The 24258-nt window shown below is 67.1% G+C and carries 26 protein-coding genes and 3 pseudogenes; 19 read left to right on the top strand and 10 right to left on the bottom strand.

Annotation, left to right across the window (positions count from 1 at the left end; translation table 11 throughout):
- Nucleotides 1-47: 47 nt before the first annotated feature.
- On the bottom strand, nt 48-341 hold the full coding sequence (locus ID132_RS15310; protein ID WP_413229363.1) for a hypothetical protein: 294 nt from the start codon (nt 339-341) through the stop codon (nt 48-50).
- A gap of 133 nt (nt 342-474) precedes the next feature.
- Between ID132_RS15310 and ID132_RS15305 the strand changes: the two genes are divergently transcribed.
- From ID132_RS15305 to ID132_RS09320, 7 genes and pseudogenes are all read left to right on the top strand, one after another.
- Nucleotides 475-975, top strand: a complete 501-nt coding sequence (locus tag ID132_RS15305; RefSeq protein ID WP_413229362.1) for a response regulator transcription factor — start codon at nt 475-477, stop codon at nt 973-975.
- An 86-nt stretch (nt 976-1061) separates the two neighbouring features.
- Entirely contained in the window at nt 1062-1274 is a 213-nt protein-coding gene (locus tag ID132_RS15300; RefSeq protein ID WP_459562469.1) for a GntR family transcriptional regulator, read from the top strand.
- A 34-nt stretch (nt 1275-1308) separates the two neighbouring features.
- Nucleotides 1309-1359, top strand: a pseudogene (locus ID132_RS15295) (hypothetical protein); the annotation flags it as partial.
- Between the two features lie 106 nt (nt 1360-1465).
- A complete protein-coding gene (locus ID132_RS15290) occupies nt 1466-1720 on the top strand; it encodes an FCD domain-containing protein (RefSeq protein WP_413229366.1) in 255 nt (84 codons plus the stop codon).
- A complete protein-coding gene (locus tag ID132_RS09330; RefSeq protein ID WP_328744059.1) occupies nt 1713-3248 on the top strand; it encodes an MmgE/PrpD family protein in 1536 nt (511 codons plus the stop codon). The genes ID132_RS15290 and ID132_RS09330 overlap by 8 nt, the downstream gene beginning before the upstream one ends.
- Nucleotides 3249-3257: 9 nt before the next feature.
- A pseudogene (prpB, locus tag ID132_RS09325) lies at nt 3258-4158 on the top strand (methylisocitrate lyase).
- Nucleotides 4159-4184: 26 nt separating this feature from the next.
- Nucleotides 4185-5294, top strand: coding sequence for a bifunctional 2-methylcitrate synthase/citrate synthase (locus ID132_RS09320; protein WP_193128438.1), 1110 nt, complete (start codon nt 4185-4187; stop codon nt 5292-5294).
- A gap of 38 nt (nt 5295-5332) precedes the next feature.
- Here the strand turns inward: ID132_RS09320 and ID132_RS09315 are convergent, their stop codons facing one another.
- Together ID132_RS09315 and ID132_RS09310 are read right to left on the bottom strand one after the other, a co-directional pair.
- Nucleotides 5333-6361, bottom strand: a complete 1029-nt coding sequence (locus ID132_RS09315) for a TerC/Alx family metal homeostasis membrane protein (protein ID WP_193128437.1) — start codon at nt 6359-6361, stop codon at nt 5333-5335.
- Nucleotides 6362-6501: 140 nt separating this feature from the next.
- Nucleotides 6502-7083: a histidine phosphatase family protein gene (locus ID132_RS09310; RefSeq protein ID WP_125107885.1), complete on the bottom strand. Its 582-nt coding sequence runs from the start codon at nt 7081-7083 to the stop codon at nt 6502-6504.
- Nucleotides 7084-7121: 38 nt separating this feature from the next.
- Between ID132_RS09310 and ftsY the strand changes: the two are divergent.
- Nucleotides 7122-8004 (top strand): annotated as a pseudogene (ftsY, locus tag ID132_RS09305) (signal recognition particle-docking protein FtsY).
- A gap of 76 nt (nt 8005-8080) precedes the next feature.
- Here ftsY and ID132_RS09300 read toward each other — a convergent pair.
- A complete protein-coding gene (locus tag ID132_RS09300) occupies nt 8081-9520 on the bottom strand; it encodes an amino acid permease (RefSeq protein WP_193128436.1) in 1440 nt (479 codons plus the stop codon).
- A gap of 258 nt (nt 9521-9778) precedes the next feature.
- Here ID132_RS09300 and ID132_RS09295 point away from each other — a divergent pair, with 258 nt between their 5' ends.
- Nucleotides 9779-11050 (top strand): S1C family serine protease, encoded by a 1272-nt coding sequence (locus tag ID132_RS09295; RefSeq protein WP_193128435.1) that lies wholly within the window; start codon nt 9779-9781, stop codon nt 11048-11050.
- A gap of 61 nt (nt 11051-11111) precedes the next feature.
- On the opposite strand, the gene ID132_RS09290 is transcribed toward ID132_RS09295, so the two are convergent.
- Entirely contained in the window at nt 11112-11666 is a 555-nt protein-coding gene (locus tag ID132_RS09290) for a gamma carbonic anhydrase family protein (protein WP_193128434.1), read from the bottom strand.
- Nucleotides 11667-11718: 52 nt separating this feature from the next.
- On the opposite strand from ID132_RS09290, the gene ID132_RS09285 reads away from it, so the two are divergent.
- Both ID132_RS09285 and ffh read left to right on the top strand, forming a co-directional pair.
- A complete protein-coding gene (locus tag ID132_RS09285; protein WP_164509821.1) occupies nt 11719-12624 on the top strand; it encodes a LysR family transcriptional regulator in 906 nt (301 codons plus the stop codon).
- A gap of 50 nt (nt 12625-12674) precedes the next feature.
- Nucleotides 12675-14234, top strand: coding sequence for a signal recognition particle protein (gene ffh, locus ID132_RS09280; protein ID WP_193128433.1), 1560 nt, complete (start codon nt 12675-12677; stop codon nt 14232-14234).
- Between the two features lie 76 nt (nt 14235-14310).
- Here the strand turns inward: ffh and trmD are convergent, their stop codons facing one another.
- Genes trmD through rpsP form a run of 4 tightly spaced genes read right to left on the bottom strand, consistent with a single transcriptional unit; the run spans nt 14311 to nt 16267 of the window.
- On the bottom strand, nt 14311-15027 hold the full coding sequence (trmD, locus tag ID132_RS09275; RefSeq protein WP_193128432.1) for a tRNA (guanosine(37)-N1)-methyltransferase TrmD: 717 nt from the start codon (nt 15025-15027) through the stop codon (nt 14311-14313).
- A 6-nt stretch (nt 15028-15033) separates the two neighbouring features.
- Nucleotides 15034-15585 carry a ribosome maturation factor RimM gene (gene rimM, locus ID132_RS09270; protein WP_211198359.1) on the bottom strand — a complete coding sequence of 184 codons (552 nt, stop codon included), beginning with the start codon at nt 15583-15585 and terminating at the stop codon, nt 15034-15036.
- A 1-nt stretch (nt 15586) separates the two neighbouring features.
- Nucleotides 15587-15817: an RNA-binding protein gene (locus ID132_RS09265; protein ID WP_125107893.1), complete on the bottom strand. Its 231-nt coding sequence runs from the start codon at nt 15815-15817 to the stop codon at nt 15587-15589.
- Nucleotides 15818-15835: 18 nt separating this feature from the next.
- Nucleotides 15836-16267 carry a 30S ribosomal protein S16 gene (gene rpsP, locus ID132_RS09260; RefSeq protein ID WP_125107894.1) on the bottom strand — a complete coding sequence of 144 codons (432 nt, stop codon included), beginning with the start codon at nt 16265-16267 and terminating at the stop codon, nt 15836-15838.
- Nucleotides 16268-16486: 219 nt separating this feature from the next.
- Here rpsP and ID132_RS09255 point away from each other — a divergent pair, with 219 nt between their 5' ends.
- The 6 genes from ID132_RS09255 to ID132_RS09230 all read left to right on the top strand — a co-directional run bounded on the left by ID132_RS09255 (nt 16487) and on the right by ID132_RS09230 (nt 20702).
- Entirely contained in the window at nt 16487-17578 is a 1092-nt protein-coding gene (locus ID132_RS09255) for a carboxylate-amine ligase (RefSeq protein WP_193128431.1), read from the top strand.
- A 38-nt stretch (nt 17579-17616) separates the two neighbouring features.
- Nucleotides 17617-18231 carry a hypothetical protein gene (locus ID132_RS09250; RefSeq protein WP_125107896.1) on the top strand — a complete coding sequence of 205 codons (615 nt, stop codon included), beginning with the start codon at nt 17617-17619 and terminating at the stop codon, nt 18229-18231.
- Between the two features lie 162 nt (nt 18232-18393).
- Entirely contained in the window at nt 18394-18741 is a 348-nt protein-coding gene (gene rplS, locus ID132_RS09245) for a 50S ribosomal protein L19 (RefSeq protein WP_125107897.1), read from the top strand.
- Nucleotides 18742-18841: 100 nt separating this feature from the next.
- Nucleotides 18842-19690, top strand: coding sequence for a signal peptidase I (gene lepB, locus ID132_RS09240; protein WP_241209220.1), 849 nt, complete (start codon nt 18842-18844; stop codon nt 19688-19690).
- Nucleotides 19687-20349 (top strand): ribonuclease HII, encoded by a 663-nt coding sequence (locus ID132_RS09235; protein ID WP_193128430.1) that lies wholly within the window; start codon nt 19687-19689, stop codon nt 20347-20349. The genes lepB and ID132_RS09235 overlap by 4 nt, the downstream gene beginning before the upstream one ends.
- A gap of 29 nt (nt 20350-20378) precedes the next feature.
- Entirely contained in the window at nt 20379-20702 is a 324-nt protein-coding gene (locus tag ID132_RS09230) for a DUF2469 family protein (protein WP_125107899.1), read from the top strand.
- 78 nt (nt 20703-20780) lie between these two features.
- Here ID132_RS09230 and ID132_RS09225 read toward each other — a convergent pair whose 3' ends face one another.
- A complete protein-coding gene (locus tag ID132_RS09225) occupies nt 20781-22472 on the bottom strand; it encodes a thiamine pyrophosphate-binding protein (protein ID WP_193128429.1) in 1692 nt (563 codons plus the stop codon).
- Nucleotides 22473-22921: 449 nt separating this feature from the next.
- Between ID132_RS09225 and ID132_RS09220 the strand changes: the two genes are divergently transcribed.
- Both ID132_RS09220 and ID132_RS09215 read left to right on the top strand, forming a co-directional pair.
- Complete coding sequence (locus ID132_RS09220; protein WP_125107901.1) at nt 22922-23281, top strand: YraN family protein; 360 nt, start codon at nt 22922-22924, stop codon at nt 23279-23281.
- A 67-nt stretch (nt 23282-23348) separates the two neighbouring features.
- On the top strand, nt 23349-24248 hold the full coding sequence (locus ID132_RS09215; RefSeq protein WP_193128428.1) for an ATP-binding protein: 900 nt from the start codon (nt 23349-23351) through the stop codon (nt 24246-24248).
- The last annotated feature ends 10 nt before the right edge of the window (nt 24249-24258 follow it).

Here is a 24258-nt window from a genome sequence, read left to right as displayed (position 1 = left end):
GCGCGTCATTGCGAAATATGTAGGCGCATCGGTACGCAACGTCGACATCAAACTAGGCATTCGGTACGCTGCCCACTACCTCCGAAAGTTGGTAACGAACGATGAACATGCAACGGCGCAGTGTTGTCTCCGAATACGAACTCCTCGAACAGGCCCTCGAGGAATTTCAACGCAGAAGTGGCCTCTCGCTGGTCTTTGGGGGCATTGCGAGCGAAGACGGGGTGCAGGTGACGGCACTGCGCGGCCAGCTCACGGGCACCATGGCCGGGCTGCACGTGCGCACCGAACGCGGCCTCGGCGGCCGCGTCATCGCCGAACGCCGGCCGCAGCTCACGACGCATTACGGCAAGTCGCGCTCGATCACGCACGACTACGACCGTGCAGTGCTCGGCGAGGGCGTGCGCTCGTTGCTCGCGGTGCCCGTCGAGGTTGACGGCGCGATGCGGGCCGTGCTCTACGGCGGGCAACGGGCGGATGCGCCGGTCGGCGACGTCTCGATCGTGCCGGCTGAGCGCGCAGCGGCCGAGCTGCGGCGCAATCTCGCGGCGCGAGATGCGGTGCGACGGGCCCGCGAGCAAGCCGAACTTGCGCGCGCCGCCGAAACCAAGCCCATCCCGCTGCCGATCGCGCAGCTCGAACAACTGCGGGAAAGCTACGCCGAGCTGCGCGCGATCAGCGCCGACGTCACCGATGCACAGCTGCGACACCGGCTCGAGGCGCTCGAACACCAGCTGCTCGGCATCGCTCACCCCGAATTCGGGGCCGACTCCGCCGACCNGCCCAACGCTCTCGCCGCGCGAACTCGATGTGCTCGGCTACGTCGCGCTCGGTTGGCGCAACGCCTCGATTGCCGAGGCCCTTGGGCTCACGCAGTCGACGGTGAAGAGCTATCTGGGCTCGGTGATGCAGAAGCTCGGGCAGCCCTCGCGCTCGGCCGCCGTCACCGCGGCGCGGCGGGCTGGGCTGTTGCCGTGATCCACTAGTGCATGCACAGTATGAGAAATTATGTGGTGCACTTCGGAAAATCGCGGTTAATGTATACATAAACGGAGTGAGGGGGTGTGGTGCGAGCGAGTGAACGCGTGTATGCAACGCTGCGCGAGGAGATCCTCGACGGCGTGCTCGAGCCCGGCACCCAGCTCGCCGAGGTCGAACAGGGCAAGCGCCTCGGCGTGAGCCGCACCCCCGTACGCGAGGCGCTCAACCGGCTCAACTCCGACGGACTCGTGCAGGNCGCTCTCGCCGCGCGTCCTCGTCGTCGCCGAGCTGAGTGAAGCGCGCATCCGCACGCTCTACGAACTGCGCCGCGTGCTCGAGACGAGCGCCGCCGCGCTCGCGGCCGAGCGGGGCGACGCCGCCGTGTTCACCGAGCTGCGCGCCCGCATCGAGGCGGCGCCGCGGCTGCTCGACGCGGGGGAGTCCGGCATCGCGCCGTACTTCGAGGTCGTCGACGCGCNACGAGGCGATCGCCGACGCCCTCGACAACCCCTATCTCGCCTCTGCGCTCGCGAGCGCGCGGCTCCACTCCGCGCGCATCCGTCGCCTCGCGAGCCACGACCCGAACCGCCTCCGCGAAGCCGCCGCCGAGCACCTGCTCGTCGTCGACGCGATCCTCGCGCGCGATGCGCAGCTCGCCGCGCACGCGACCCACGTCCACCTGCACCGCAGCCTCAATAGCGCCCTCGCGCGCAGCACCGACCGAAAGGACACCAGTGCGTAACCACGAAGTTCGCGTCCACCGATCCGAAGAGAACCTCGCCCGCGAAGACCAGCTCGCGTGGAAGCTCGCCGAAGTCGCCGCCGACCCCGTCGAGGTGAGCGAGGAGGTCACCGACATGGTGATCAACCGCGTCATCGACAACGCCTCGGTCGCCGCCGCCTCGCTCAACCGCGCGCCGATCGTCGCCGCACGGGGGCAGGCCACCGCGCATCCGGTCTCGCGCCACGGCGAGGGTGCGACCGTGTTCGGCCTCGACGCGGGCGAACGCACGAGCCCCGAGTGGGCCGCCTGGGCGAACGGCGTCGCCGTGCGCGAGCTCGACTTCCACGACACCTTCCTCGCGGCCGAGTACTCGCACCCGGGCGACAACATTCCGCCGATTCTTGCGGTGGCGCAGCACCTCGCGGCTGACCGCGGCCTCACCGGGCGCGACCTCGTGCGCGGCATCGCCACCGGCTACGAGGTGCAGGTCGACCTCGTGCAAGGCATCTCGCTGCACAAGCACAAGATCGACCACGTCGCCCACCTCGGCCCGTCGGCCGCGGCCGGCATCGGCACCCTGCTCGGTCTCGACGCCGAGACGATCTTCCAGGCCGTCGGCCAGGCGCTGCACACGACCACCGCGACGCGGCAGTCGCGCAAGGGCGAGATCTCGACCTGGAAGGCGCACGCGCCCGCATTCGCCGGCAAGATGGCGGTTGAGTCGGTCGATCGCGCGATGCGCGGCCAGACGAGCCCGACGCCGATCTACGAGGGCGAGGATGGTGTCGTCGCGTGGCTGCTCGACGGCCCGGAGGGGCGCTACACCGTGCCACTGCCCGAGGCGGGGGAGGCGAAGCGCGCGATCCTCGACACCTACACGAAGGAGCACTCGGCCGAGTACCAGGCGCAGGCCTGGATCGATCTTGCGCGCAAGCTGCACCACGCGCATCCCGAGCTCGTCGAGCACCCCGAGCGCATCGAGTCAGTGCGCATCGAGACCTCGCACCACACGCACTACGTCATCGGCTCGGGCGCGAACGACCCGCAAAAATACGACCCGACGGCGTCGCGCGAGACGCTCGACCACTCGATTCCGTACATCTTCACGGTGGCGCTGCAGGACGGCACGTGGCACCACGTCGACTCGTACTCGCCCGAGCGTGCGGCGCGTCCCGACACCGTCGAACTGTGGCAGAAGGTCACTACGGTTGAGGACCCGGAGTGGACCCGTCGCTATCACTCACTCGACATCAGCGAGAAGGCCTTCGGCGGCGCAGTCGTAATTCGCCTCGCTGACGGCACCGAGATTCGAGATGAGATCGCGGTCGCCGACGCGCATCCGCTCGGCGCCCGGCCGTTCGCCCGGGAGCAGTACGCGCAGAAGTTCCGCACGCTCGCCGCTGACGTGCTCGAGGCGAGCGAGATCGAGCGCTTCCTCGACGTCGCGCAGCGCCTGCCCGAACTCGGGGCGAATGAACTCGGTCTTCTCACGATCGTGGCGGCGCCGGGCAAGCTCGTCACCCCGCCCGACACAGGCATCTTCTAGGAGGCCGACGTGCTCTACGCATCCACCTCGCCCGCCGACAAGCGCGCGGCGTTTCGCGAGCGGCTCGCCTCGGGCGAGCTGCTGCAGTTTCCCGGCGCCTTCAACCCGCTCTCGGCGCGGCTCATTGAGCGCAAGGGATTCGACGGCGTCTACGTGTCGGGCGCCGTGCTCGCGGCCGATCTTGGGCTGCCCGATATCGGCCTCACGACCCTGAGCGAGGTCGCGGGCCGGGGCAAGCAGATCGCCCGCATGACCGAGCTGCCAACGATCATCGATGCCGACACGGGTTTCGGCGAGCCGATGAACGTGGCGCGCAGCATCCAGGAGCTCGAGGACGCGGGGCTCGCCGGCGCCCACATCGAGGACCAGATCAACCCGAAGCGGTGCGGACACCTCGACGGCAAGCANGGTCGTCGACGACGACACCGCGATCAAGCGCATCCGCGCCGCGGTCGACGCGCGCCGCGACCCGAACTTTCTCGTCATGGCGCGCACCGACATCCGCGCCGCCGAGGGGCTCGACGCGGCCCTCGACCGCGCGAAGGCGCTCGTCGATGCCGGCGCTGACGCGATCTTTCCCGAGGCAATGCGCACGCTCGACGAGTTCGCGGCGATGCGCGCGGCTGTCGACGTGCCCCTGCTCGCGAACATGACCGAGTTCGGCAAGAGCGAGCTGTTCTCGGTCGACGAACTGCGCGACGTCGGCATGAACCTCGTGATCTGGCCCGTGTCGATGCTGCGCATCTCGATGGGCGCGACCGAGCGTGCGCTCGACGAACTCAGGCAAACCGGACATCTGCGCGGGAAGCTGGGAGAGATGCAGCACCGTGCGGAGTTGTACGAGCTCATCGATTACGAGGCGTACAACCACTTCGATACGTCGATCTTTAACTTCCGCGTCGAGCGGTAGCCCCGAACGCCGCGAAGGAGCGAGCTATGGAAGCCAAGGAAATTTACAAGGGTCTCGCCGGTGTACCGGTCGACTACACCGCCATCTCGAAGGTGAATGCCGAGACGAATTCGCTGCTCTATCGCGGGTACCCGGTGCAGGAGTTGGCCGAGCGCTGCGCGTTCGAGGAGGTCGCGCTGCTGCTCTGGCACGGCGAGCTGCCGACCGCGGATGCGCTGGCCGAGTTCACCGCCTTTGAGCGCGCGAACCGCGCGCTCCCCGAGCGAGTCCAGCAGCTCATCGACGATCTGCCCGTGACGTCGCATCCGATGGATGTCGTGCGCACGGCGGTGTCGGTGCTCGGGGCGCTCGACGAGACGACCGAAGACAACTCCGAGGCCGCGAACCTGCTCAAGTCGAAGCGGCTGTTCGCGGCGCTGCCCGCGGTCGTCGCGTACGACCAGCGGCGGCGCCGCGGCGAGGCGCTCGTCGAGCCGCGAGATAACCTCGACTACGCGCAGAACTTCCTCTGGATGACCTTCGGCGAGGACGCCGCGCCCGAGGTGGTCGACGCATTCCGGGTGTCGATGGTGCTCTACGCCGAGCACTCGTTCAACGCCTCGACGTTTACCGCGCGGGTGATCGCGTCGACGACGGCCGATCTCTACAGCGCGGTCACCGGCGCGATCGGCGCGCTCAAGGGCGCGCTACACGGTGGGGCGAACGAGGCCGTGATGCACGCGTTCGACGATATCGGCTCGGCCGACAACGTCGTGCCGTGGCTCGACGACGCGCTCGCGAACAAGCGCAAGATTATGGGCTTCGGTCACCGCGTCTACAAGCACGGCGACTCGCGCGTGCCGACGATGCAGGCGGCGATGGAGCGCATGATCGCGTACTACGGACGCGACGACATGCTCGCGCTCTACCGCACGCTCGCGGGGGAGTTCCTCGAGCGCAAGGGCATCTACCCGAACCTCGACTACCCGGCTGGGCCGACGTATCACCTCATGGGCTTCGACACCCAGACGTTCACGCCGCTGTTCGTCGCGGCCCGCGTCACGGGCTGGACGGCGCACGTGCTCGAGCAAAACGCGAACAACGCGCTCATCCGCCCCCTCTCGGTCTACAACGGCCCCGAAGAACGCCACCTCTAACAGCCAAANAACGACCACTCAACCCCCTACTTTGTGGGCTATTTGGTGTCGATTTCGTCTGCGGCCGGGGTGGCCTCGACGGCGTCGTTCTCGTCTTCCGGGTTGAGCTTCGAGTAGATCAGCGACGCGATGACCGCGATGAGCAGCACCCCGAAGATATAGATGAGCGAGAACCAAGTTGGAATTTCGGGCACCCACATGACGGGCTCGCCGCCGTTGATGAACGGCACCTCGTTGACGTGCAGCGCGTGGAACACGAGCTTCACACCGATGAACGTGAGGATGAACGCGAGGCCCAGATCGAGGTACTTGAGGCGCGCGAGCAGGCCGTCGAGCAGGAAGTAGAGCTGGCGCAGGCCGAGCAGCGCGAGCGCGTTCGCCATGAAGACGAGGTACGGCTCCTGCGTGATGCCGAAGATCGCGGGAATGGAGTCGAGCGCGAACAGCAGGTCGGTGAATCCGAGCGACACGATGACGAGCACGAGCGGCGTGAAGACCTTCTTGCCGTTCTCGACGACGGTCCACTTGTCGCCGTTGTAGTGCTCCGAGGCGGGGATGACGCGCTTCACATGACGCACCCAGCCGGGCATCTCGGGGTCGGAGTCGTCGAACGAGTCGATGAACTGCTTGACGCCGATGTAGAGCAGCCATGCACCGAATAAGTAGAACACCCAGGCCCAGGCCTCGAGCACCCAGGCACCCGCGATGATGAAGATTGTGCGCAGCACGAGGGCGATCGCGATGCCGATTAGCAGCACCTTCTGCTGGGCGATCTTCGGCACCTGAAAGCTGATCATGATCAGCAGGAACACGAAGAGGTTGTCGACGCTGAGCGCCTTCTCGGTGAAGTAACCGGTGATGAAGTCGCCCGCGTGCGCCCAGTCCCATTGCCAGGCGACGAGGAACATGAAGCCGATCGAAAGCACGATGTAGAAGATCGACCAGAAGCCGGCTTCCTTCATCGAGGGCACGTGCGCGTGCCGCACGTGCGAGTAAAAATCAAAGAAGAAGAACCCGATAACGACCGCAATGCTGATCGACCAGATCAAAATATCGACGTGATTCATGAAGCCTCCAGAAGGTTCGTTGAACGTTCTGAAGGTCTCTTCCGCCGCGATTGCGACCAACGTTCCCGGATGAAACTCCGTGTTTCACCGTGATGACGAGAACGTTGAGGAGGAATACTCCCCTTCAACACCGCACTAGGTTACACGCTGTGGGTCAATTCCGCTGCCACGGGGTACCCGTTCGCGAGTCGCACGCGGAAGCCGTGTCGCGCATCCGGGTCGGTCTCGAGCACCGTGAGCGCGAGGTTATTGATCGCGGGCGAGGCGACCGTGAGCAGGTCATTGAGCAGCAACCGCACGACGGTGCCGTGGGTCACGATGAGGGCATCGGATGCGCAGGTCGTCGACACCTGCTCGAGGGCCCGGTAGGTGCGCTCGAGCACCGCCGCAACGGGCTCGACGGTGGGATGGTCGGCGAGGCGTCGCGTGCCGTCGGGCAGGAACACGCTTTCGCCCTCGAGTTCGCCGAAGCTGCGCTCGATGATGTCGGGGAGCGGGGTGGGTTCGCCGAGCCCGCTGATGCGCCCGAGCTCGGTCGCGGTCTGCGTCGTGCGCGTCAGCGGTGAGCAGAATAGCGCGCTCCACCGCTGTCCCTCGAGCAGCACTGCAGTGCGTCGGGCCTGGTCGTAGCCGGTGTCGTTGAGCGGGACGTCGCTCGTGCCCTGGAACAGGGCCTTTCGGTTCCACTCGGTTTCGCCGTGCCTGATCAGCCCAATTCGCATGCCTCAAGGGTACGGCCCGCCCGGCTAGGCTTGGTTCCATGGCGGAACGCACACCCTGGTCTCTCGGAAGCGCCCTGCGCGGCATGTTCGCACGACGCACGATCGATGAATCCACGTGGGAAGACCTCGAGGATGCGCTGCTCACCGCCGACTTCGGGCCCGACATCACCGACGAGATCGTCGACGAGCTGCGCGCGCAGGTCGCGCACCACCAGACGACGGATGCGCGCGACCTTCGCCGCATGCTCAGCGAGGTCATCGAGGAGCGCCTCTCGAAGTTCGACACGACGCTGAACCTCTCGGCGCGCCCCGCCGTCACGCTCATGGTCGGCGTCAANCGGCGTCGGCAAGACGACGACGATCGGCAAGTTCGCGCGCTTCCTGCGCAACTTCGACCGCACGGTCGTGGTCGGTGCGGCCGATACCTTCCGCGCCGCGGCGGTCGAGCAGCTCGACACGTGGGCGATGCGCGCCGATGTGCGCATCGTGCGGCCGCAGCAGTTCGGCCAAGACCCGGCATCCGTCGCCTACCAGACCGTCGAGATCGCGATGCGCGACGGCATCGAGATGGCGATCATCGACACTGCCGGTCGCCTGCAGACGAAAGCTGGCCTCATGGACGAGCTCAAGAAGGTGCACCGCGTCGTCGAGAAGCTCACACCCGTGAGCGAGGTGTTGCTCGTGCTCGACGCCACGACCGGCCAAAATGGCGTGCAGCAGGCCGAGGCCTTCATTGAATATGCCGGTGTGACGGGCCTCGTCATCACGAAGCTCGACGGTTCGGCCAAGGGTGGATTCGTGCTCGCTGTGCAGGAGCGCACCGGGCTGCCGATCAAGCTCATCGGCACGGGCGAGGGCATCAACGACCTCACCGGTTTCACTCCGCACGTCTTCGCCGAACAGCTGCTCGCCGACGCGTAGCGTCACCGAGCGCAGAAACGAGCGGCGGCTCCCGACCGAAGCCGCGAGCCGCCGCTCGTTGATCGGGGCCGGGGAGCTATTCGCCCATCGGGGCCTCGACGGCCTCGGTGATCGGCTTACCGTATTGGCCCGACTTCTTGAGGTTGCGGCGCACCAACGGCCACACGGCCACGAGGACGACGACCGAGATCAGGCTCGTCCACACCTGCACCTGCGTGTTCGGTCCGCTCACGAGCATGATCACGACGACGCCAGCGACGGCGGCGACGGTGAGGTACGCGAGCCACGGGTGCAGCCACATCTTCAGCTTGAGCTCCGCCTGCTCGTCCGGGGTCATCTTGTTGCGCAGGCGCACCTGCGTCAGCGCGATGAACACGTACACGAACAGTGCGACGAGGCCCGAGCTGTTCATGATGAAGTCGAAGATGCCGCTGTCGGGGAACAGGAAGCTCACGAGCACCGCGGCGAAGCCGCCGAGCGTCGAGGCGATGACGGCCGCGACCGGCACGCCGTTCTTTGCCTTGCGGGCGATGAACTTCGGGGCAAAGCCGCGTTCAGCAATCGACGCGAACATGCGCGACGCCGAGTAGATGCCCGAGTTGAGCACCGAGCAGACGGCGGTGAGGATCACGGCGGTCATGATGAGGTCGGCACCGGGAATGCCGTACTGCGAGAACAGGTAGGCGAATGGGCCCTGGTCGTCGGTGTCAGGCAGGCCGTTCCACGGCACGATCGCGACGATGAGGAACACCGAACCTAAGTAGAAGAGCAGGATGCGCCAGACGATCGTGTTGGTGGCCTGCCGCACGCCGCGGGCCGGGTCCTCCGACTCGGCCGCCGCCATAACGGCGATCTCGGTGCCGAAGTACGAGAAGATCACGATGGCGACACCCGAGAGGATTGGCCAGACGCCGTTGGGTGCGAAGCCACCGTGGCTCCAGAGGTTGCTGATGCCGGGCGTCGCGTTCGGCCAAAGACCGAAGATGAACAGCGCGCCGACAGCGAGGAAGACGATGATCGCGGCAACCTTGATGCTCGCAAGCCAGAACTCAACCTCGCCGAACGAGCGCAGCGAGACGAGATTCGTGACGATGAAGATCACGAGCAGTGCGACCGCGAAGACCCACGAGGGAATAACGGGGAACCAGCCGTTGAGGATCGCGCCACCGATGACCGCCTCGTAGGCGACGACGCCGACCCAGAAGTACCAGTAGAGCCACCCGACGAGGTAACCGGCCCACTCACCGAGGCCGCTGCGGGCGTACTCCATGAACGAGCCGATCGACGGCCGAGCGGTCGCCATCTCGCCGAGCATCCGCATCGCGAGCATGACGAGCAGACCGCCGATGGCGTAGGAGAAGAGGGCGGCGGGGCCGACCTGGGAGATGACGTTGGCCGAGCCCACGAACAGGCTCGAACCGATGATGCCGCCGAGCGTGATCATCGTCACGTGGCGATTGCGAAGCTTCTTCGCTGGCTGTGCGTCGGTGCCAGCCTGGGCGGTGTGTTGTGACATTTCGCGTTCCGGGTTGCGCGCGCGGGGCGCTAGGTTAGGGGTCCCGCTGGAGGTCGGCGTCCGGGCTCACTGCGCTGTCACTGTGTGCCGTACAAACGTGCATCCCGCCATCGGGGTGTCTCGGCGGCGGTGCATGAAGCGTCGTCGTTGGCGATCAGTGATTTTACTCACTGTGCAAACCCGATATCATATCGACGCATAACTGGTTCATAGCTGTCCCATGCCCGAATCATCGCGAAGAGGGGTGATATCAGGGCCATGAACGACTCAGCACCCACTTCTCGGAAACCTCGCGTTCGGCGCGGTCTGACAGCAGTCGCTGCCGGCTGTGGCCTCGTCGTCGCCGGCGCGTTCGGCGGCTTCGCCATCACGAGTGGCGCCACCACCCACAGCGCCTGGCAGGGCGCGGATGCGTCGGCCCAGACCACGCAGAACCTCAGCCCCGCCTCCCAAGCACTCAAGCAGCAACTGCTCGACCTCGTGCCGTGGGTCGACGAGGGCACGTCGAGCGGCGGGTTCGGCCAGGGCACGGATGGGCAGAGCGGCGGCTCGCTTGGCGGTTCGACGCAGGAGTCGACCGACAGCCTCGACATCTCAGCCGCGAGTGCGGATGAGTCGACCGGCGTCGTGCTCATCGACACGAAGCTCGAATATCAGAGCGCGGCGGCGGCGGGCACGGGCATCGTCCTGAGCTCCGACGGGCTCGTGCTGACGAACAACCACGTCGTCGAGAGGTCGACCTCGGTGCAGGTCACGACGACTGACGGCACCACGTACAACGCGACCGTCGTCGGCACCGACTCGACGCAGGATGTTGCCGTGCTGCAGCTTGAGGACGCGAGCGGGCTGACCACGGCGACGATCGATCAGGACGATGACCTCGCGGTGAGTGACGCCGTTACCGCGATCGGTAACGCCGAGGGAGGCGGCGAACTCATGGCCGCCGACGGCGTCGTGACGAATCTTGATGCGTCGGTGACACCGTCAAACGAGGCGGCAAGCGGCGGCACGACCGGCTCGAACACGCTTACCAACATGATTGAGATCGACGCCGATGTGGTAACGGGCGACTCGGGTGGCGCGGTGCTCGACGACCAGGGCGAGGTCGTCGGCATGACGACTGCGGCCTCGAGCGGTGGCACGAACATCTCGGGCTACGCGATCGAGATCGACACGGCGCTCAGCGTCGCGCAGAACATCATCGACGGCGTCGAGACCGACACGAACACGCTCGGCACGCCGGCGTTCCTCGGTATTGCGCTCGCCGACTCGACGTCGGGCACGAGCTCGAGCACCGTCGCGGGCGCCACGGTGGCGGGCGTCTACGACGACACCCCCGCGGCCGAGGTCGGCCTCGCGGCCGGCGACACGATCACCGCGGTCGATGGCATTGCCGTGGGAAGCGCATCCGAGCTGCAGGGACTTATCGCCGAGTACACGCCTGGCACCGAGGTGACCCTGACGTGGACGACGTCGTCGGGCGCCGAGCAGAGCGGCACGACGACCCTCGTCGAGGGCCCGGCCAACTAGGAGGAAAACGAGTGCGGGGCCGGTCACGATCGTGACCTGCCCCGCTGTCGTTGTTCGCGGCTTACTCGAACCAGCAGGTGTCGAGCGAGAGCGCCTCGGGCAGCGTCGGCTGGCCCTTCGACAGGTCGACGTAGCCGCCGGCATGGGGGATGAACCCAGCCGACTCCTCTTCGGTGAGCTCGCGGCGAATCTTCGCGGGCACACCGGCGGCGAGCACGCGGTCGCCGATCTCGAAGCCCTCGAGCACGACGGCGCCGGCCGCGATCAGCGAGCCGGTACCGATGACCGAGTGGCTCAGCAGCGAGGCGCGCATGCCGACGAGTGTGCCGTCGCCGACGGTCGTACCGTGGAGCATCGCGGCGTGGCCGACCGTGACGTCATCGCCGAGGGTGCAGGGCGCGTCGGCATCGACGTGCACGACGGTGCCGTCTTGCAGGTTCGTGCGCGCGCCGATGCGGATCGCGCCCGAGTCGCCGCGCAGCACGCAGCCGTAGAAGACACTTGAGTCGGGGCCGATCTCGACGTCGCCGATGATCGTGGCGTTCGGCGCGATCCACGCCGAACGGTGGATGCGGGGGCTGACGCCATTGAAGGGGAGCAACAGTGGTCCTTGCATGTTGCCCAGTGTATTGGGAGCCGCCGACACCGGGAGGCGCTACCTTGACTCTGTGACCCGTCTAGATTTGGATTCGCTCGAACTGTTCGTGTGTGTTGTCGAGCGTGGCAGCATCAACGCGGCCGCAGCGGCCGCCGACCGCTCGCAACAGGCGGTGTCAGAACGGATGCGCAAACTCGAGCACGAACTCGGCCTCGACCTGCTCGAGCGCGGTGCCCGCGGCTCGCAGCCCACCGAGACCGGCCAGGTCGTGGCTGACTGGATCGCCGAGCTGCTCGTCGCGACCGACCGCTTTCAGGAGCGGCTCACCTCGCTGCGGGCCGATCGCACGAGCACGCTGCGGGTCGCGGCCTCGCAGACGATCGCCGGCTACCTGCTGCCGCAGTGGCTGAGCCAGCTCGAGCAGGCTGGCACCGCGACGAGCCCGCACGTGCACGCGGTGAACTCGGTCGAGGTGATTCGCGAGGTGCACTCGGGCGCGGCCGTGATCGGCTTCATCGAATCGCTCGACGAGCCGAGCGGCTTGGAGCACCGCGTGGTCGGGCACGACGAGCTCGTCGTGGTCGTGGCGCCAAGCCACGATTGGGCCTCGCGCGATTTCATCACCGCGCAGGAGCTCGCGGCGATGCCGCTCGTCGTGCGCGAGTCGGGCTCGGGCACGCGTCAGGTACTTGAACAGTTGCTGGGGGAGCAGCATCCGCAACTCGTGGCCGCCGAGCCCCGGGCCGAGTTCTCGGCGATCCTCTCGGTGCGAGGCGCCGTCACGGCGGGCATAGCCCCGGCGGTCATGAGCGCGCTCACCGTCGCCGAAGACCTCGCGGCGGGTCGGCTCCGCCGCGTCGACGTCGCCGACCTCGAGTTGCACCGGCCACTTACCGCGATCTGGCGCGAAGAGCCCGAGCTACCCGCCAGCGCGAGCGAGCTCATCCGGATCGCGGTGCAGCACGCCGCCGACTGACTCGGCCCGCCCGGTAGTCCCGGCCGATTGCCGGTAGAATGGCCGACACTATGGCCTTGTTCGGGAACCTTTCAGACCGCCTTGTCGACGCGCTGAGCAATCTGCGCTCGAAGGGCAAGCTCACTCCAGCCGACGTCGACGGCACCGTCCGCGAGATTCGTCGCGCCCTGCTGGAGGCCGACGTCGCGCTTCCCGTCGTCAAGGACTTCGCCGCGCACGTGCGCGAGCGCGCCCTGAGCGACGAAGTGAACCGCGCGCTCAACCCGGCGCAGCAGGTCGTGCAGATCGTCAACGACGAGCTGGTGCGCATCCTCGGTGGGGAAGAAGCCCGCCAGCTGCAGTTCGCGAAGCGCCCGCCGACGGTGATCATGCTCGTCGGTCTGCAGGGTGCTGGTAAGACGACGCTCGCGGGCAAGCTCGCGAAGTGGCTCGTCGGGCAGAAGCACTCGCCGATGCTCGTCGCAGCCGACCTGCAGCGCCCGAACGCGGTGCAGCAGCTGCAGATCGTCGGCGACCAGGCCGGCGTGCCAGTCTTCGCGCCCGAGCGCGGCAACGGCGAGGGCGACCCGGTGCGCGTCGCGCGCGAGTCGATCCGACTCGCCAACGAGAAGCTCCACGACGTCGTCGTCATCGACACCGCCGGTCGGCTCGGCGTCGACGAGACGCTCATGCAGCAGGCCCGCGACATCAAGCAGGCGACGAACCCCGATGAGGTGCTGTTCGTCATCGACTCGATGATCGGTCAGGACGCGGTCGCGACAGCGAAGGCGTTCCAAGACGGCGTCGACTTCTCGGGCGTCGTGCTCACGAAGCTCGACGGTGACGCTCGCGGTGGTGCGGCGCTCTCGGTCGCGCAGGCCACGGGGCGCCCGATCATGTTCGCGTCGACCGGTGAGCGCCTCGACGACTTCGAGCTGTTCCACCCCGACCGCATGGCAAACCGCATCCTCAACATGGGTGACGTGCTCTCGCTCATCGAGCAGGCGCAGAAGGCCTTCGATGAGGAGGAGGCCCGAGAGGCCGCCGAGAAGCTCGCGGCGAACGAGTTCACGCTCGACGACTTCCTCAAGCAGATGCAGCAGCTGCGTCGCGCCGGCAACTTCAAGAAGATGATCGGCATGATGCCGGGCGTCACGAAAGAGATGCGCCAGCAGCTCGACGACTTCGACGAGTCGAGCATGGTGCGCATCGAGGCGATCATTCAGTCGATGACGCCGCTCGAGCGCAAGACGCCGAAGGTGCTCAACGGCTCGCGCCGCTCGCGCATCGCCCGCGGTTCGGGCACGAGCGTGAGCGAGGTCAACGACCTCATGAAGCGCTTCGAGCAGTCGTCGAAGATGATGCGCCAGGTCGCGCGCGGCGGCATGCCGTCGATGCCCGGCATGCCCTCGTCGGGCGGTGGCCGCGCGGTGGCAGCCAAGCAGGCGAAGAAGAACGCCAAGAAGGGCAAGAAGTTCTCGGGCAACCCGGCGAAGCGGGGCGTCGAGGCACCGGCGCAGAGCGCGCCGAGTGGCTCGTCGTTCGGTGGCGGCGCCTTCGGTGGCGGGGCCGGCGGCGCTCAGCCGAGCCCCGAAGAGCTCGAGAAGCTGCAGAAGTACCTGCGCAAGTAGGCGCGGCGCCCGAGGCGCTCATTTTCGTCCACGTTTTGCGTCGCAACCCGTCTCAGTGACGAGGTGAAACGTAGAGCTACGCGTCGTCGCGTGCTTGGAAGGCCTCGTAGAGGTCGGGGCGCACGCGCTGGGTGCGCTCGAGTTGCTGCTCGTGGCGCCACTTCGCGACGTTGCCGTGGTGACCGCTGAGCAGCACGTCGGGCACGTCGAGGCCGCGCCACTGCGCGGGCTTCGTGTAGCTCGGGTATTCGAGCAGGCCGTCGGAGTGCGACTCCTCGACGAGCGATGCCGGGTTACCGACGACGCCCGGAATCAGCCGGCCGAAGGCCTCGATCATCGCCATGACGGCGACCTCGCCGCCGTTGAGCACGTAGTCGCCGATCGACACGAGCGAGACGCGGGCGTGCTCGGCGGCCCAGTGGAACACGCGCTGGTCGATGCCCTCGTAGCGGCCGCAGCCGAACACGATGTGTTCCTCGCCCGCGAAGTCATGCGCGCGCGCCTGCGTGAACACGTCGCCGGCGGGGGAGGGGAAGACGATGAGCGGGCCGTTCTCGGCGGGCGAGGCCGCGAGAATGCCGTCGAGCGTTTCGCCCCAGGGCTCGGGTTTCATGACCATGCCGGCGCCGCCGCCGTACGGAGTGTCGTCGACGGTGCGGTGACGGTCATGCGCCGCGTCGCGCAGGTCGTGGATGTGCAGGTCGATGATGCCCTGCGTGCGCGCCTTTCCGAGCAGCGAGAGATCGAGGATGTCGAAGAACTGCGGGAAGATCGTGACGATGTCGATGCGCATCGCGGGCTACTCGCTCGCGTCGTCGAACAGGCCGCCGGGCGGGGTCAGCGTGACAACGCCGACCTCAAGATCGACTGCAGGCACGATGTCCTTCACGAACGGCACCATGACGTCGCCCTTCGGCGTCTTCACGACCAAGAGATCCTGGGCGGGGAAGTGGTCGACGCGCTCGACCGTGCCCACCGAGGTGCCGTCGATCTGCACATCGAGCTCGACGAGCTGGTGGTCGTACCAGGTGTCGGGTGCGAGCTCCTCCGCCTCGTCCTGGTCGACCCAGAGGATCGCCTTGATCAGGGTCTCGGCGGTGGTGCGGTCAGTGACATCTTCGAAGAACGCGACGGGCGACTCGTTGAACCAGCGCAACTCGCGCAGGGTCACGTTCTTGCCGCGCCACGGCGACGTCGTCGGCACCTGAAGCGAGAAGGATGCGCCGGGTACGAAGCGTCGCTCGGGCTCGTCGGTGTAAAGCTCGACTTTGAGGGCTCCCTTGAGCCCGTGTGCCTTGACGAGGCGTCCGACGCGCAGCTGGGTAATCCCGCTGCGGCTGCGTGCGGACAACTTAGTTATCAGCCACGTCAACGCGGACGCGGCGGCCGTCGGCAAGTGCGGTGATGAGGGTGCGCAGCGCCGTCGCTGTGCGTCCCTGTCGACCAATGACGCGGCCGAGGTCCTCGGAGTGCACGTGCACCTCGAGGACCTCGCCGCGGGCGGAGTCGATTGCGTCCACGCGGACGTCGTCCGGGCGATCAACGATGCCACGGACGAGGTGTTCAAGCGCGGAAGCAAGCATTGGGACTCCTTCTTGGGATTATTCGGCGGATGCCTCGGCCTCGGCGGCCGGCTCGGCAACCTCAGCGTCAGCCTCTGCCTCAGCCTGCGAAGCCTTCGGCTCCGACTTCGGCTTGAGGACGGGCTTCTTGTTCTCGTCGGCCTGGAAAGCTTCCTTGGCCTCGGGCGACTTGACCTGCGACTCGGTCGAGCCTTCGCCCTTGAACTTACCCCAGTCACCGGTCAGCTTGAGCAGTGCGAGGACGGCCTCGGTGGGCTGTGCGCCGACCGAAAGCCAGTACTGCGCGCGCTCCGACTCGATCTCGATGAGCGAGGGGTTCTCGGTGGGGTGGTACTTACCGATCTCCTCGATCACTCGACCATCGCGCTTCGAGCGCTCGTCGGCGACCACGACGCGGTAGAACGGTGCCCGGATCTTGCCCAGGCGCTTCAGACGAATCTTGACAGACACGTGTCTCCTGCTTGTTGAAACTAGTTAACGATCAAAGACTGAGCGGTGATATGCGTGGGGCGCACTCGCCGACGTCCGGATTCGCTGCACGCTGCGGATAGAGGGTCGCTGGCACAGACTCAGCTGACTATTCTTGCAGATTTCTCGGCCCCGCGGGAGTCCCGCTCGGAATCAGTTCACTCAAATAATCGACTCCGTGCCCCGCGTACGATGTCATCCATGGACTTCACCCTGTCCGAACGCGCCACCCTCGGGGTCGAGTGGGAACTCGCGCTAGTTGACCGTGCCTCCGGCGATCTCGCCGGTCGCGCCGGTGAAGTAATCGCCGCGGTGAACGAGCCCCGTTGCGTCGGCGAGTTCCTTACCAATACGGTCGAGCTCGTCACCGAGGTGCACCGCAATGTGCCCGGAGCAATCGCCGATCTGCGCACGCTGCGCGACAAGCTTGCCGCAGCCTGCGACCCGCTCGGCGTCGCCGCGATCGGCGCCGGCACGCATCCGTTCTCCGACTGGCACGTGCAGACCCTCGTGCCTGAGGATCGCTACCTGCGCGTCGTCGAGCGCTCGCGCGACTGGGGGCGACAGCTCTCGATCTGGGGGCTGCACGTGCACGTCGGCCTGCCCTCGTCGGATGTGGTGGTGCCGGTGATGAACGCGGTGCTCGCGAACTTCCCCTGGCTGCTTGCCCTGTCGAGCTCGAGCCCGTTTTGGGGCGGCGTCGACACGCAGTTCGCCTCGCACCGCTCGATGCTCTTCCAGCAACTGCCCACGGGTGGCATTCCGCCGCAGCTGCGCGACTGGGACGACATCAGTGACACCGTCGACGCGATGGTGCGTTCGGGCACGATCCTCGACGCGAAGGAGCTCCGCTGGGATGTTCGTCCCGCGCCGCGCTTCGGCACGATCGAGGTGCGCATCGCCGACTCCGCGCCGTCACTCTTCGACATCGGCGCCGGCGCCGCGCTGACCCAGTGCATCGTCGAAGAGGCCCTGCGCGCGCTCGACCGGGGCGAGGAACCGATGCACCTGCCCGACTGGGTCGTGCAGGAGAACAAGTTCCGCGCTGCGCGGTGGGGCTTCGACACGAACTTCATCGTCTCGGCTGACGGCCGCGAGGAGGCCGCCCGCGGCAGCTTCGCCCGCCGCATCGACGAGCTGCTCGAGATCGCCCGCGACCTCGGCTGCGAGGGCGAGCTCGTCTCGGGCCTCGTTATCGTCGACTCCACCCCGGCCGACCGCCAGCGCGCCACCATGCGCTCGGGCTCGGCCGTTGGCGTGGTCGATACGCTGCGCGCGGAATTCCTGCGGTGATCCGGCGTTTGCGGAGCAAGTTTCCGTAATTTATGGGTATGCCCAAGCGGATCCACCGAATACTCAGCACGCTCCTCGCACCCGCACCTTTCCTGGTCGGTGCCTGGACCGTCATCGCGTGGATTGTTTTCCAGCGTTCGGTGAGTGGCTTTCTCGGCCTCTTCATTCTGATTCCTGTCTCGTTCGCGCAGATGGCGATCCTCGGCCTCGCGCTCTGGCTGCGCCCGAGCTTCCGCATCTCGAAGAAGGCGACGGCGATCGACGCGGGCTGGTACCTCGGCTCGCTCGTGTTCTGGCTCGCGGCCGTGGCCATCCCCGGCACCTGGGGCGCGGTCGCGCAGGTTGCCGCGGCCGTCTTTGCCGGCGTAGCAATCGCCCAGCTCTGGCGCCGCAATCGCAAGGAAGCCGAGGAGCAGCTGCGGCAGCGTGCCGAGCGTGCCGCCGGCGCATCCTCGAATTCCGACTTCGGCCGGGCTCGCGGGCCGCAGGCGGGCCGGGTGATCATCGTCGACACGAACGAGACCTGGCAGGAACAAGAGGGCGGCACGGTACGCCGCGAGTCCGAGGCGATCGAGGCCGAAATCATCGAGGAGCCGAGCGGGCGTGACGATGACGAGCCCGATGAGTGGACCGCGCGGCCGCACACCAGCTAACTTCCGCGCAACTCGAGGCTTGTCGGCGGGGCTGATTGCCCGCTAAGCTTGTCGTTTGTGCCGCGGCGTGAATCTGCCACAGGGGACACTCTGCCCGCGGAATTAAGAAAACTTACTTCTATTGCGTTCGACCTGTGGCGGCGCAGAGAGTGATTGATCATCATGACCAACCTCATCGACCAGATCGACGCACAGTCGCTGAAGGACGTCCCCGACTTCCGCCCCGGCGACACCGTCAAGGTTCACGTCAACATCGTTGAAGGTAACCGCAGCCGTATCCAGGTGTTCCAGGGCGTCGTTATCGGCCGCCAGGGCGCTGGGGTCAAGGAGACCTTCACGGTCCGCAAGGTGAGCTTCCAGGTCGGCGTCGAGCGCCTCTTCCCGGTGCACTCGCCGATCATCGACCGCATCGAGCTCGTCAGCCGCGGTGTCGTTCGCCGCGCGAAGCTCTACTACCTGCGCGACCGTCGCGGCAAGGCCGCGAAGATCCGCGAGCGTCGCGAAAGCTAACTCGTTTATCACGATTTGATTGACCCCGGTGCGTTCACGCACCGGGGTCAATCTCGTTCGTGCTTAGATCAACAGACCACAACCGACGAGGAGCCCATGGGTGCGTGACGACGCCGAGTATCAGTTGCCGAAGTTGAGTGGCAACGCCGGCGCCGATGGCCAGGACGATGCTCTCGTCTACGAGGTATTTCGGCATGCCCACGCCCCGCGGCACCGGCTCAGAAACGACATCGCGGTCGACGACCGGGGCAACGTCGTGGCCCGCGGCGCGACGCTCGGGATGTTCATCCGCGACGTCGTCGTCATCGTTGCGATCGCGCTCGTGGTCTCGATCGTCGTCAAGACGTTCTTCCTCAAGCCGTTCTATATTCCGTCGGCTTCCATGCACGAGACGCTGATCGAGCAGGATCGCGTGCTCGTGAACCAGCTTGTGCCCGACCTCGTACCGCTCAACCGCGGCGACGTCATCGTGTTCGAAGACCCGGGTGGGTGGCTGCCGCAGCAGCCCGCCGTCGACAAAGCGCCGCTGCAGGCGTTCACCGACGGCACGCTCGAACTCATTGGCCTCAAGGCCGAAGAGACGAACAGCCACCTCATCAAGCGAGTTATCGGCCTGCCGGGCGACCACGTCGAGTGCTGCAACGCCTATGGCCAGATCATGATCAACGACGTGCCGATCAGCGAGCCGTACGTCGAACTCGGCGACAACACCGCAGCATCCGGCACCGAGTTCGATGTGACCGTGCCCGCCGACGCGGTGTGGGTCATGGGCGATAACCGCTACAACTCGGCCGACTCACGGGCGCATCAGGACACCCCGACCGGCGGCTTCGTGCCGTACGAGAACATCGTCGGCCGCGCGTTCATGATCAACTGGCCCTTCGACCGGCTCCGCTTCCTCAGTAACTACTCCGAGGTGTTCGCGAGCATCCCGACTCGGCAGCCGTGACCGCCGTCTCGCCGACGCTCGAGGTTGAGCGGGTGCTGTTTGCCGACACCGAATTCGTGATCGGCATCGACGAGGTTGGCCGCGGTGCGATCGCCGGGCCGGTCGCCGTCGGGGCGTGCGCGATCCGCGACGTCGAGGCGCAGCAGGGGTTCCCTGAGGGGCTGCGCGACTCGAAGCTGCTCACAGCGAAGGCGCGCGAACGCCTTGCGCCCGCGTCGGCGGAGTGGGCGTTCGCCACCGCCGTCGGCTGGGCCTCCGCCGCCGAAATCGACGAGTTCGGCATTACGCAGTGCCTCGCCGCCGCCGCGGTGCGTGCGCTCGGCGAACTCTGGCAGCTCGGCGTGCCGGTCGACTTCGCGAGCGTGCTCCTCGACGGCAGCCACGACTGGCTCTCGCCCGCGCTCACGCAGCCGCTGCGCGTCATGGTGCAGCCGAAGGCCGACCGCGATTGCGCGAGTGTCGCGGCCGCGAGCGTCATTGCGAAAGTGGCGAGGGACGCGCGGATGCGCGAGCTCGCGGCCGGCGAGGAGGGCCTCGCCGCGTTCGGGTGGGAGAAGAACAAGGGGTACGGCTCGCAGGGGCACCGCGACGCGATTCGGGCGCTCGGGCCGAGCTCTGAGCATCGGCGAAGCTGGCTCGGGAAGATCCTTGACGCGTAAGTCAACCGTCGGGCCTAGACTGGTGCGTTATGAACGAGGACGCCTTTGACGACTACGAGCGCAGCGTAGAGCTGGCACTGTTCCGCGAGTACCGTGACGTCGCGAAGCAGTTCAAATACGTCGTCGAGACGGAGCGCCGCTTCTATCTCGCGAACGAGGTCACCCTCGACCGCAAGGATGCGTCGAACGACTTCTACTTCGAGTTGTCGATGCGCGACGTGTGGGTCTGGGACATCTATCGCTCCGACCGCTTTGTCAAGGAGGTGCGCGTGCTCACGTTCAAGGACGTGAACATCGAGGAGCTCAACGTGCACGACTTCGAACTGCCGAAGGAACTCTCGATCGACGAGTAGCCCGCCTGCATCCGCGGCGGGTCGACGGCGCGAGGGTCTTCCCTTCTTCGACGTACGCGACGCGTCGGGGAACCACACCTAGCGCGCGGCGGCGGCCTGTCGCTTGAGGTTTTCCATGATCTCGAGCTGGTACGGCGCGATGACCTCGCCCGAGACGCGGCAGTCGAGCACCCAGGTGCCGTTCTCGCCAGAGGCGACCCACTCGGCCCACGCGTCGAGGTCATCGAGCGTGCGCACTTCGGTGCCGTGGGCACCGACGGCCTGCGCGAGGCCGGCGAAGCTCACCTGGTCGATGCGCATCGGGCGCTCGTCAAGGCCCTGCATGCCGTACTGCGTGATCTCGGCCGTGTACGCCGCGTCGTTGTAGACGATGACCGTGGCGCGTTCGGCGGTGCGCACGAGCGAATCGAGGTCGGCGAGCGCCATCAGACCGCCGCCGTCGCCGGTGGCGAGTATGAGCATCCGGCCATCAGCGTTCGCCGCGATGGCGGCGCCGGGTGCGCTCGAGAAACCGAGGCCGATGGATTGGAAAGCCGTGCCGACGAGCACGACCGAGTCGGGGCCCGGAACACTGAGGTACGTATTCGCCCAGCCGATGAAGTGGCCGCCGTCGGTCGCGATGAGTCGCTCGGCGGGCAGCTGCTCGTCGATCGCGGCGGTGACGGCACGGGGGTCGAGTTGGCCGTCCGCGGCGATCGGCGAGGGATCCTCAGCGTCCGTGCTCGTGCGGCCGAACGGGCGGTCGAACTGGGCCGCCGCGACGGCGTCGCGGTCGAGCGACGGCCAGGTCGCGTGCTCGGGAGCGGGCGTGTGCGCGAGAAGTACGGCAGCCGCGTCGGCCGCATCCGTGCGAATGAAGGTTTCGACGGCCGGGTGGGTGGCGGTGTCGGCGAGGTCGAGCTGCACGAGGCGGGCCTGCGCAAACATGCGGCCGAAGCCCATCGTGAACTGGTTGAGGCCTGCCCCGAACGCGACGATGAGGTCGGCCGCAGCGAGGTAGTCGGCGGTGGGCTCCGACGAGAAGCCACCGCAGATGCCGGCGTCGAGCGCGCGCCCCGTGAACAGGCCGCGTGCGGCCGCCGTGGTGACGGTGATGGCGCCGAGCCGGTCGGCGAGTTCGGCGAGGTCGCCGCGCGCGCCGAGCGCGCCGCGGCCGGCAAGGATGACCGGGGTGCGGGCCGCGGCGAGGTCGCGCGCGAGCGCCTTCAGCGCCACGGCGTCGGCCTGCGGGCGCTCGGAGGCAAGCACTTGGTCGAAGTCGATCGGCGCGACGTCGCCCTCGTCGCTCGTCACGACGGGGAGGTCATAAGGCAGCGAGAGTACGACCGGGCGGCGCTCGATGAGCGCGAACCGCACCGCGTCATTCACCGCGGCGGCGACGTAGTCGGCGCGCACCGTGACGTTCTTCACACCGACGGCGCGGGTGATGGCGTCTTGGTCGAGGTCCCAGGGCCGCAACCCAGTCGTCGGCGCGTCGCCGACGAGCACGAGCATCGGGATGCGCGCCATCGACGCCTCGGTGAGGGCCGTGATCGTGTTCGTGAACCCGGCACCGTACGTCGCGGTAGCGATCGCGAGCTTGCGGGTAGCGCGGTAATACGCATCCGCTGAGGCGACAGTCGCGACTTCGTGGCGCACCGCGGTGTAGCGAATCGGGGTGAGGCGCAGCATCGCGTCGACGACGAAGGCGTTGCCGTTGCCGAGCAGGCCGAACATCTCGTCGGCGTAGGGGGCGAGGGCGGTGGCGAGTCGCTCGGCGACGGTGGTCATAGTCACTCCTTGGCACGTGTGGGTGCGGGACGTCGGTGTCTCCGGATACCTGCAGACGGTACTCGACATGTGCTTTATGCAACATCGACAGCGAAAAGGCATTACAAATTGTGCAAATGCTAGCGGGTGACGTGGCACTTCTGGGCGCTGCCAGTGCGCGAATGATAAGTCGCTTGGTTCGGGACTGCGGCATGGGAATCATGGTGCTCGCGTCGCGAATTTGACTCGTTGCCAACCACGCGAAGATCATGAGGGTGCTGCTCATCGTGCGCTCGACCCAGAACATCGGCGCCGCACTCTCGCCCTTCTCACAGCCCTTGCGCGCGTGTCGCGGCGCCTCCCGCGACGCCTGTGGATGCGCGACTTTCCACCGTTGGCGCCCACGACCGGGCGTGCGCCAGCGCGCTTCTCCAAGATGACTGCATTCACCGCAGTTTGGGGAGGCGCACATGGCACGGCACATCACGCTCGGTCGCGAGGGCGAGGACCTCGCCGTGAAGTACCTCGCCGACGCGGGCTTCGAGATCATCGACCGCAATTGGCGCTGCAGCGCGGGTGAGGTCGACATCGTCGCGCGCGGCGAGGGGTACCTCGTCTTTATCGAGGTCAAGACGCGCAGCTCGATCGGTAGCGGGCACCCGCTCGACGCCATCACCCCAACGAAGATCGCGCGCATGACGCGGGTCGCGTATCGCTGGCTCGACGAGCACCCTGGCCCATTTGTACCGATTCGCCTCGACGTGGTGTCGATCGTCATGCCGCGCTTCGCGAGCTCGAGCCTGCTGCACGTCGAAGGGGTGGGCGAGTAGATGGCGCGCAACGCCCGAGCCTGGGGCATCGCACTCGCGGGGCTCCGCGGCGACGCGGTGCAGGTCGATGTGCAGGTCGCGGCCGGCGTGCCGAAGCTGCTCATCATCGGTCTGCCCGACGCGACCANGCGAGGCCGAGCACCGCATCCGTGCCGCCCTGCAGTCGTCGAAGCAGTCGCTGCCGCCGAAGCGCATCACCGTGAGCCTCGCGCCTGCCGAACTGCGCAAGCATGGCGCTGGCTTCGATCTGCCGATCGTCTGCGCGGTGCTCGCTGGCCTCGGCGTCATCGATGCCGAGGCGCCCGCCCGTAATGCCCACATCGGTGAGCTCGCGCTCACCGGGGCAATCCGACCCGTCGCGGGCATTCTGCCGGCGGTGCACGCGGCGAAGCAGCACGGCTTTGAGGCGATCCTCGTGCCCGCGTCGGCGCGCGCCGAGGCCGAGCTCGTCGAGGGCATCCGTGTCGTACCGGTCGCCTCGCTCGCCGAACTCGCCGAGTACTACGGGGCCGACTCGGAGGCGCTCGCGGCGCCCACCAGCGCCGAGCGCGAGTTTCTGCTGCCGGGGGCCGCCGAGGGGGTGGGCGGTGTCGGAGACCTCGCCGACGTCGTCGGTAACGACAGCGCGGTGCGGGCGGTCATAATCGCGGCGGCAGGCGGGCACCACCTCGCCATGATCGGGCCGCCGGGCTCAGGGAAAACGATGCTCGCGGAGCGGCTTCCAGGCATACTGCCCGACCTCGACGATGATGCCGCGATCGAGGTGGCCGCGCTGCGCTCGTTGCGTGGCCTGCCGCTCGGCGAGCGGCTCGACCGTCGCCCGCCGCTGCAGGCGCCGCACCACACCGCCTCGGCCGTCGCGCTCATTGGAGGCGGCTCCGGCGTCATCCAGCCCGGCGCGCTCTCGCTGGCGGCGCACGGGGTGCTGTTTCTCGACGAGTCCGGTGATGGAAAGTACACCTCCTGATCACAGGAGG

The sequence above is a fragment of the Gulosibacter sediminis genome, from assembly GCF_014904065.1.
Classification (GTDB): Bacteria; Actinomycetota; Actinomycetes; order Actinomycetales; family Microbacteriaceae; genus Gulosibacter; species Gulosibacter sediminis.
The sequence above is the reverse complement of the archived record's forward strand: the minus strand, read 5'-3'. Positions and strand labels throughout refer to the sequence as shown.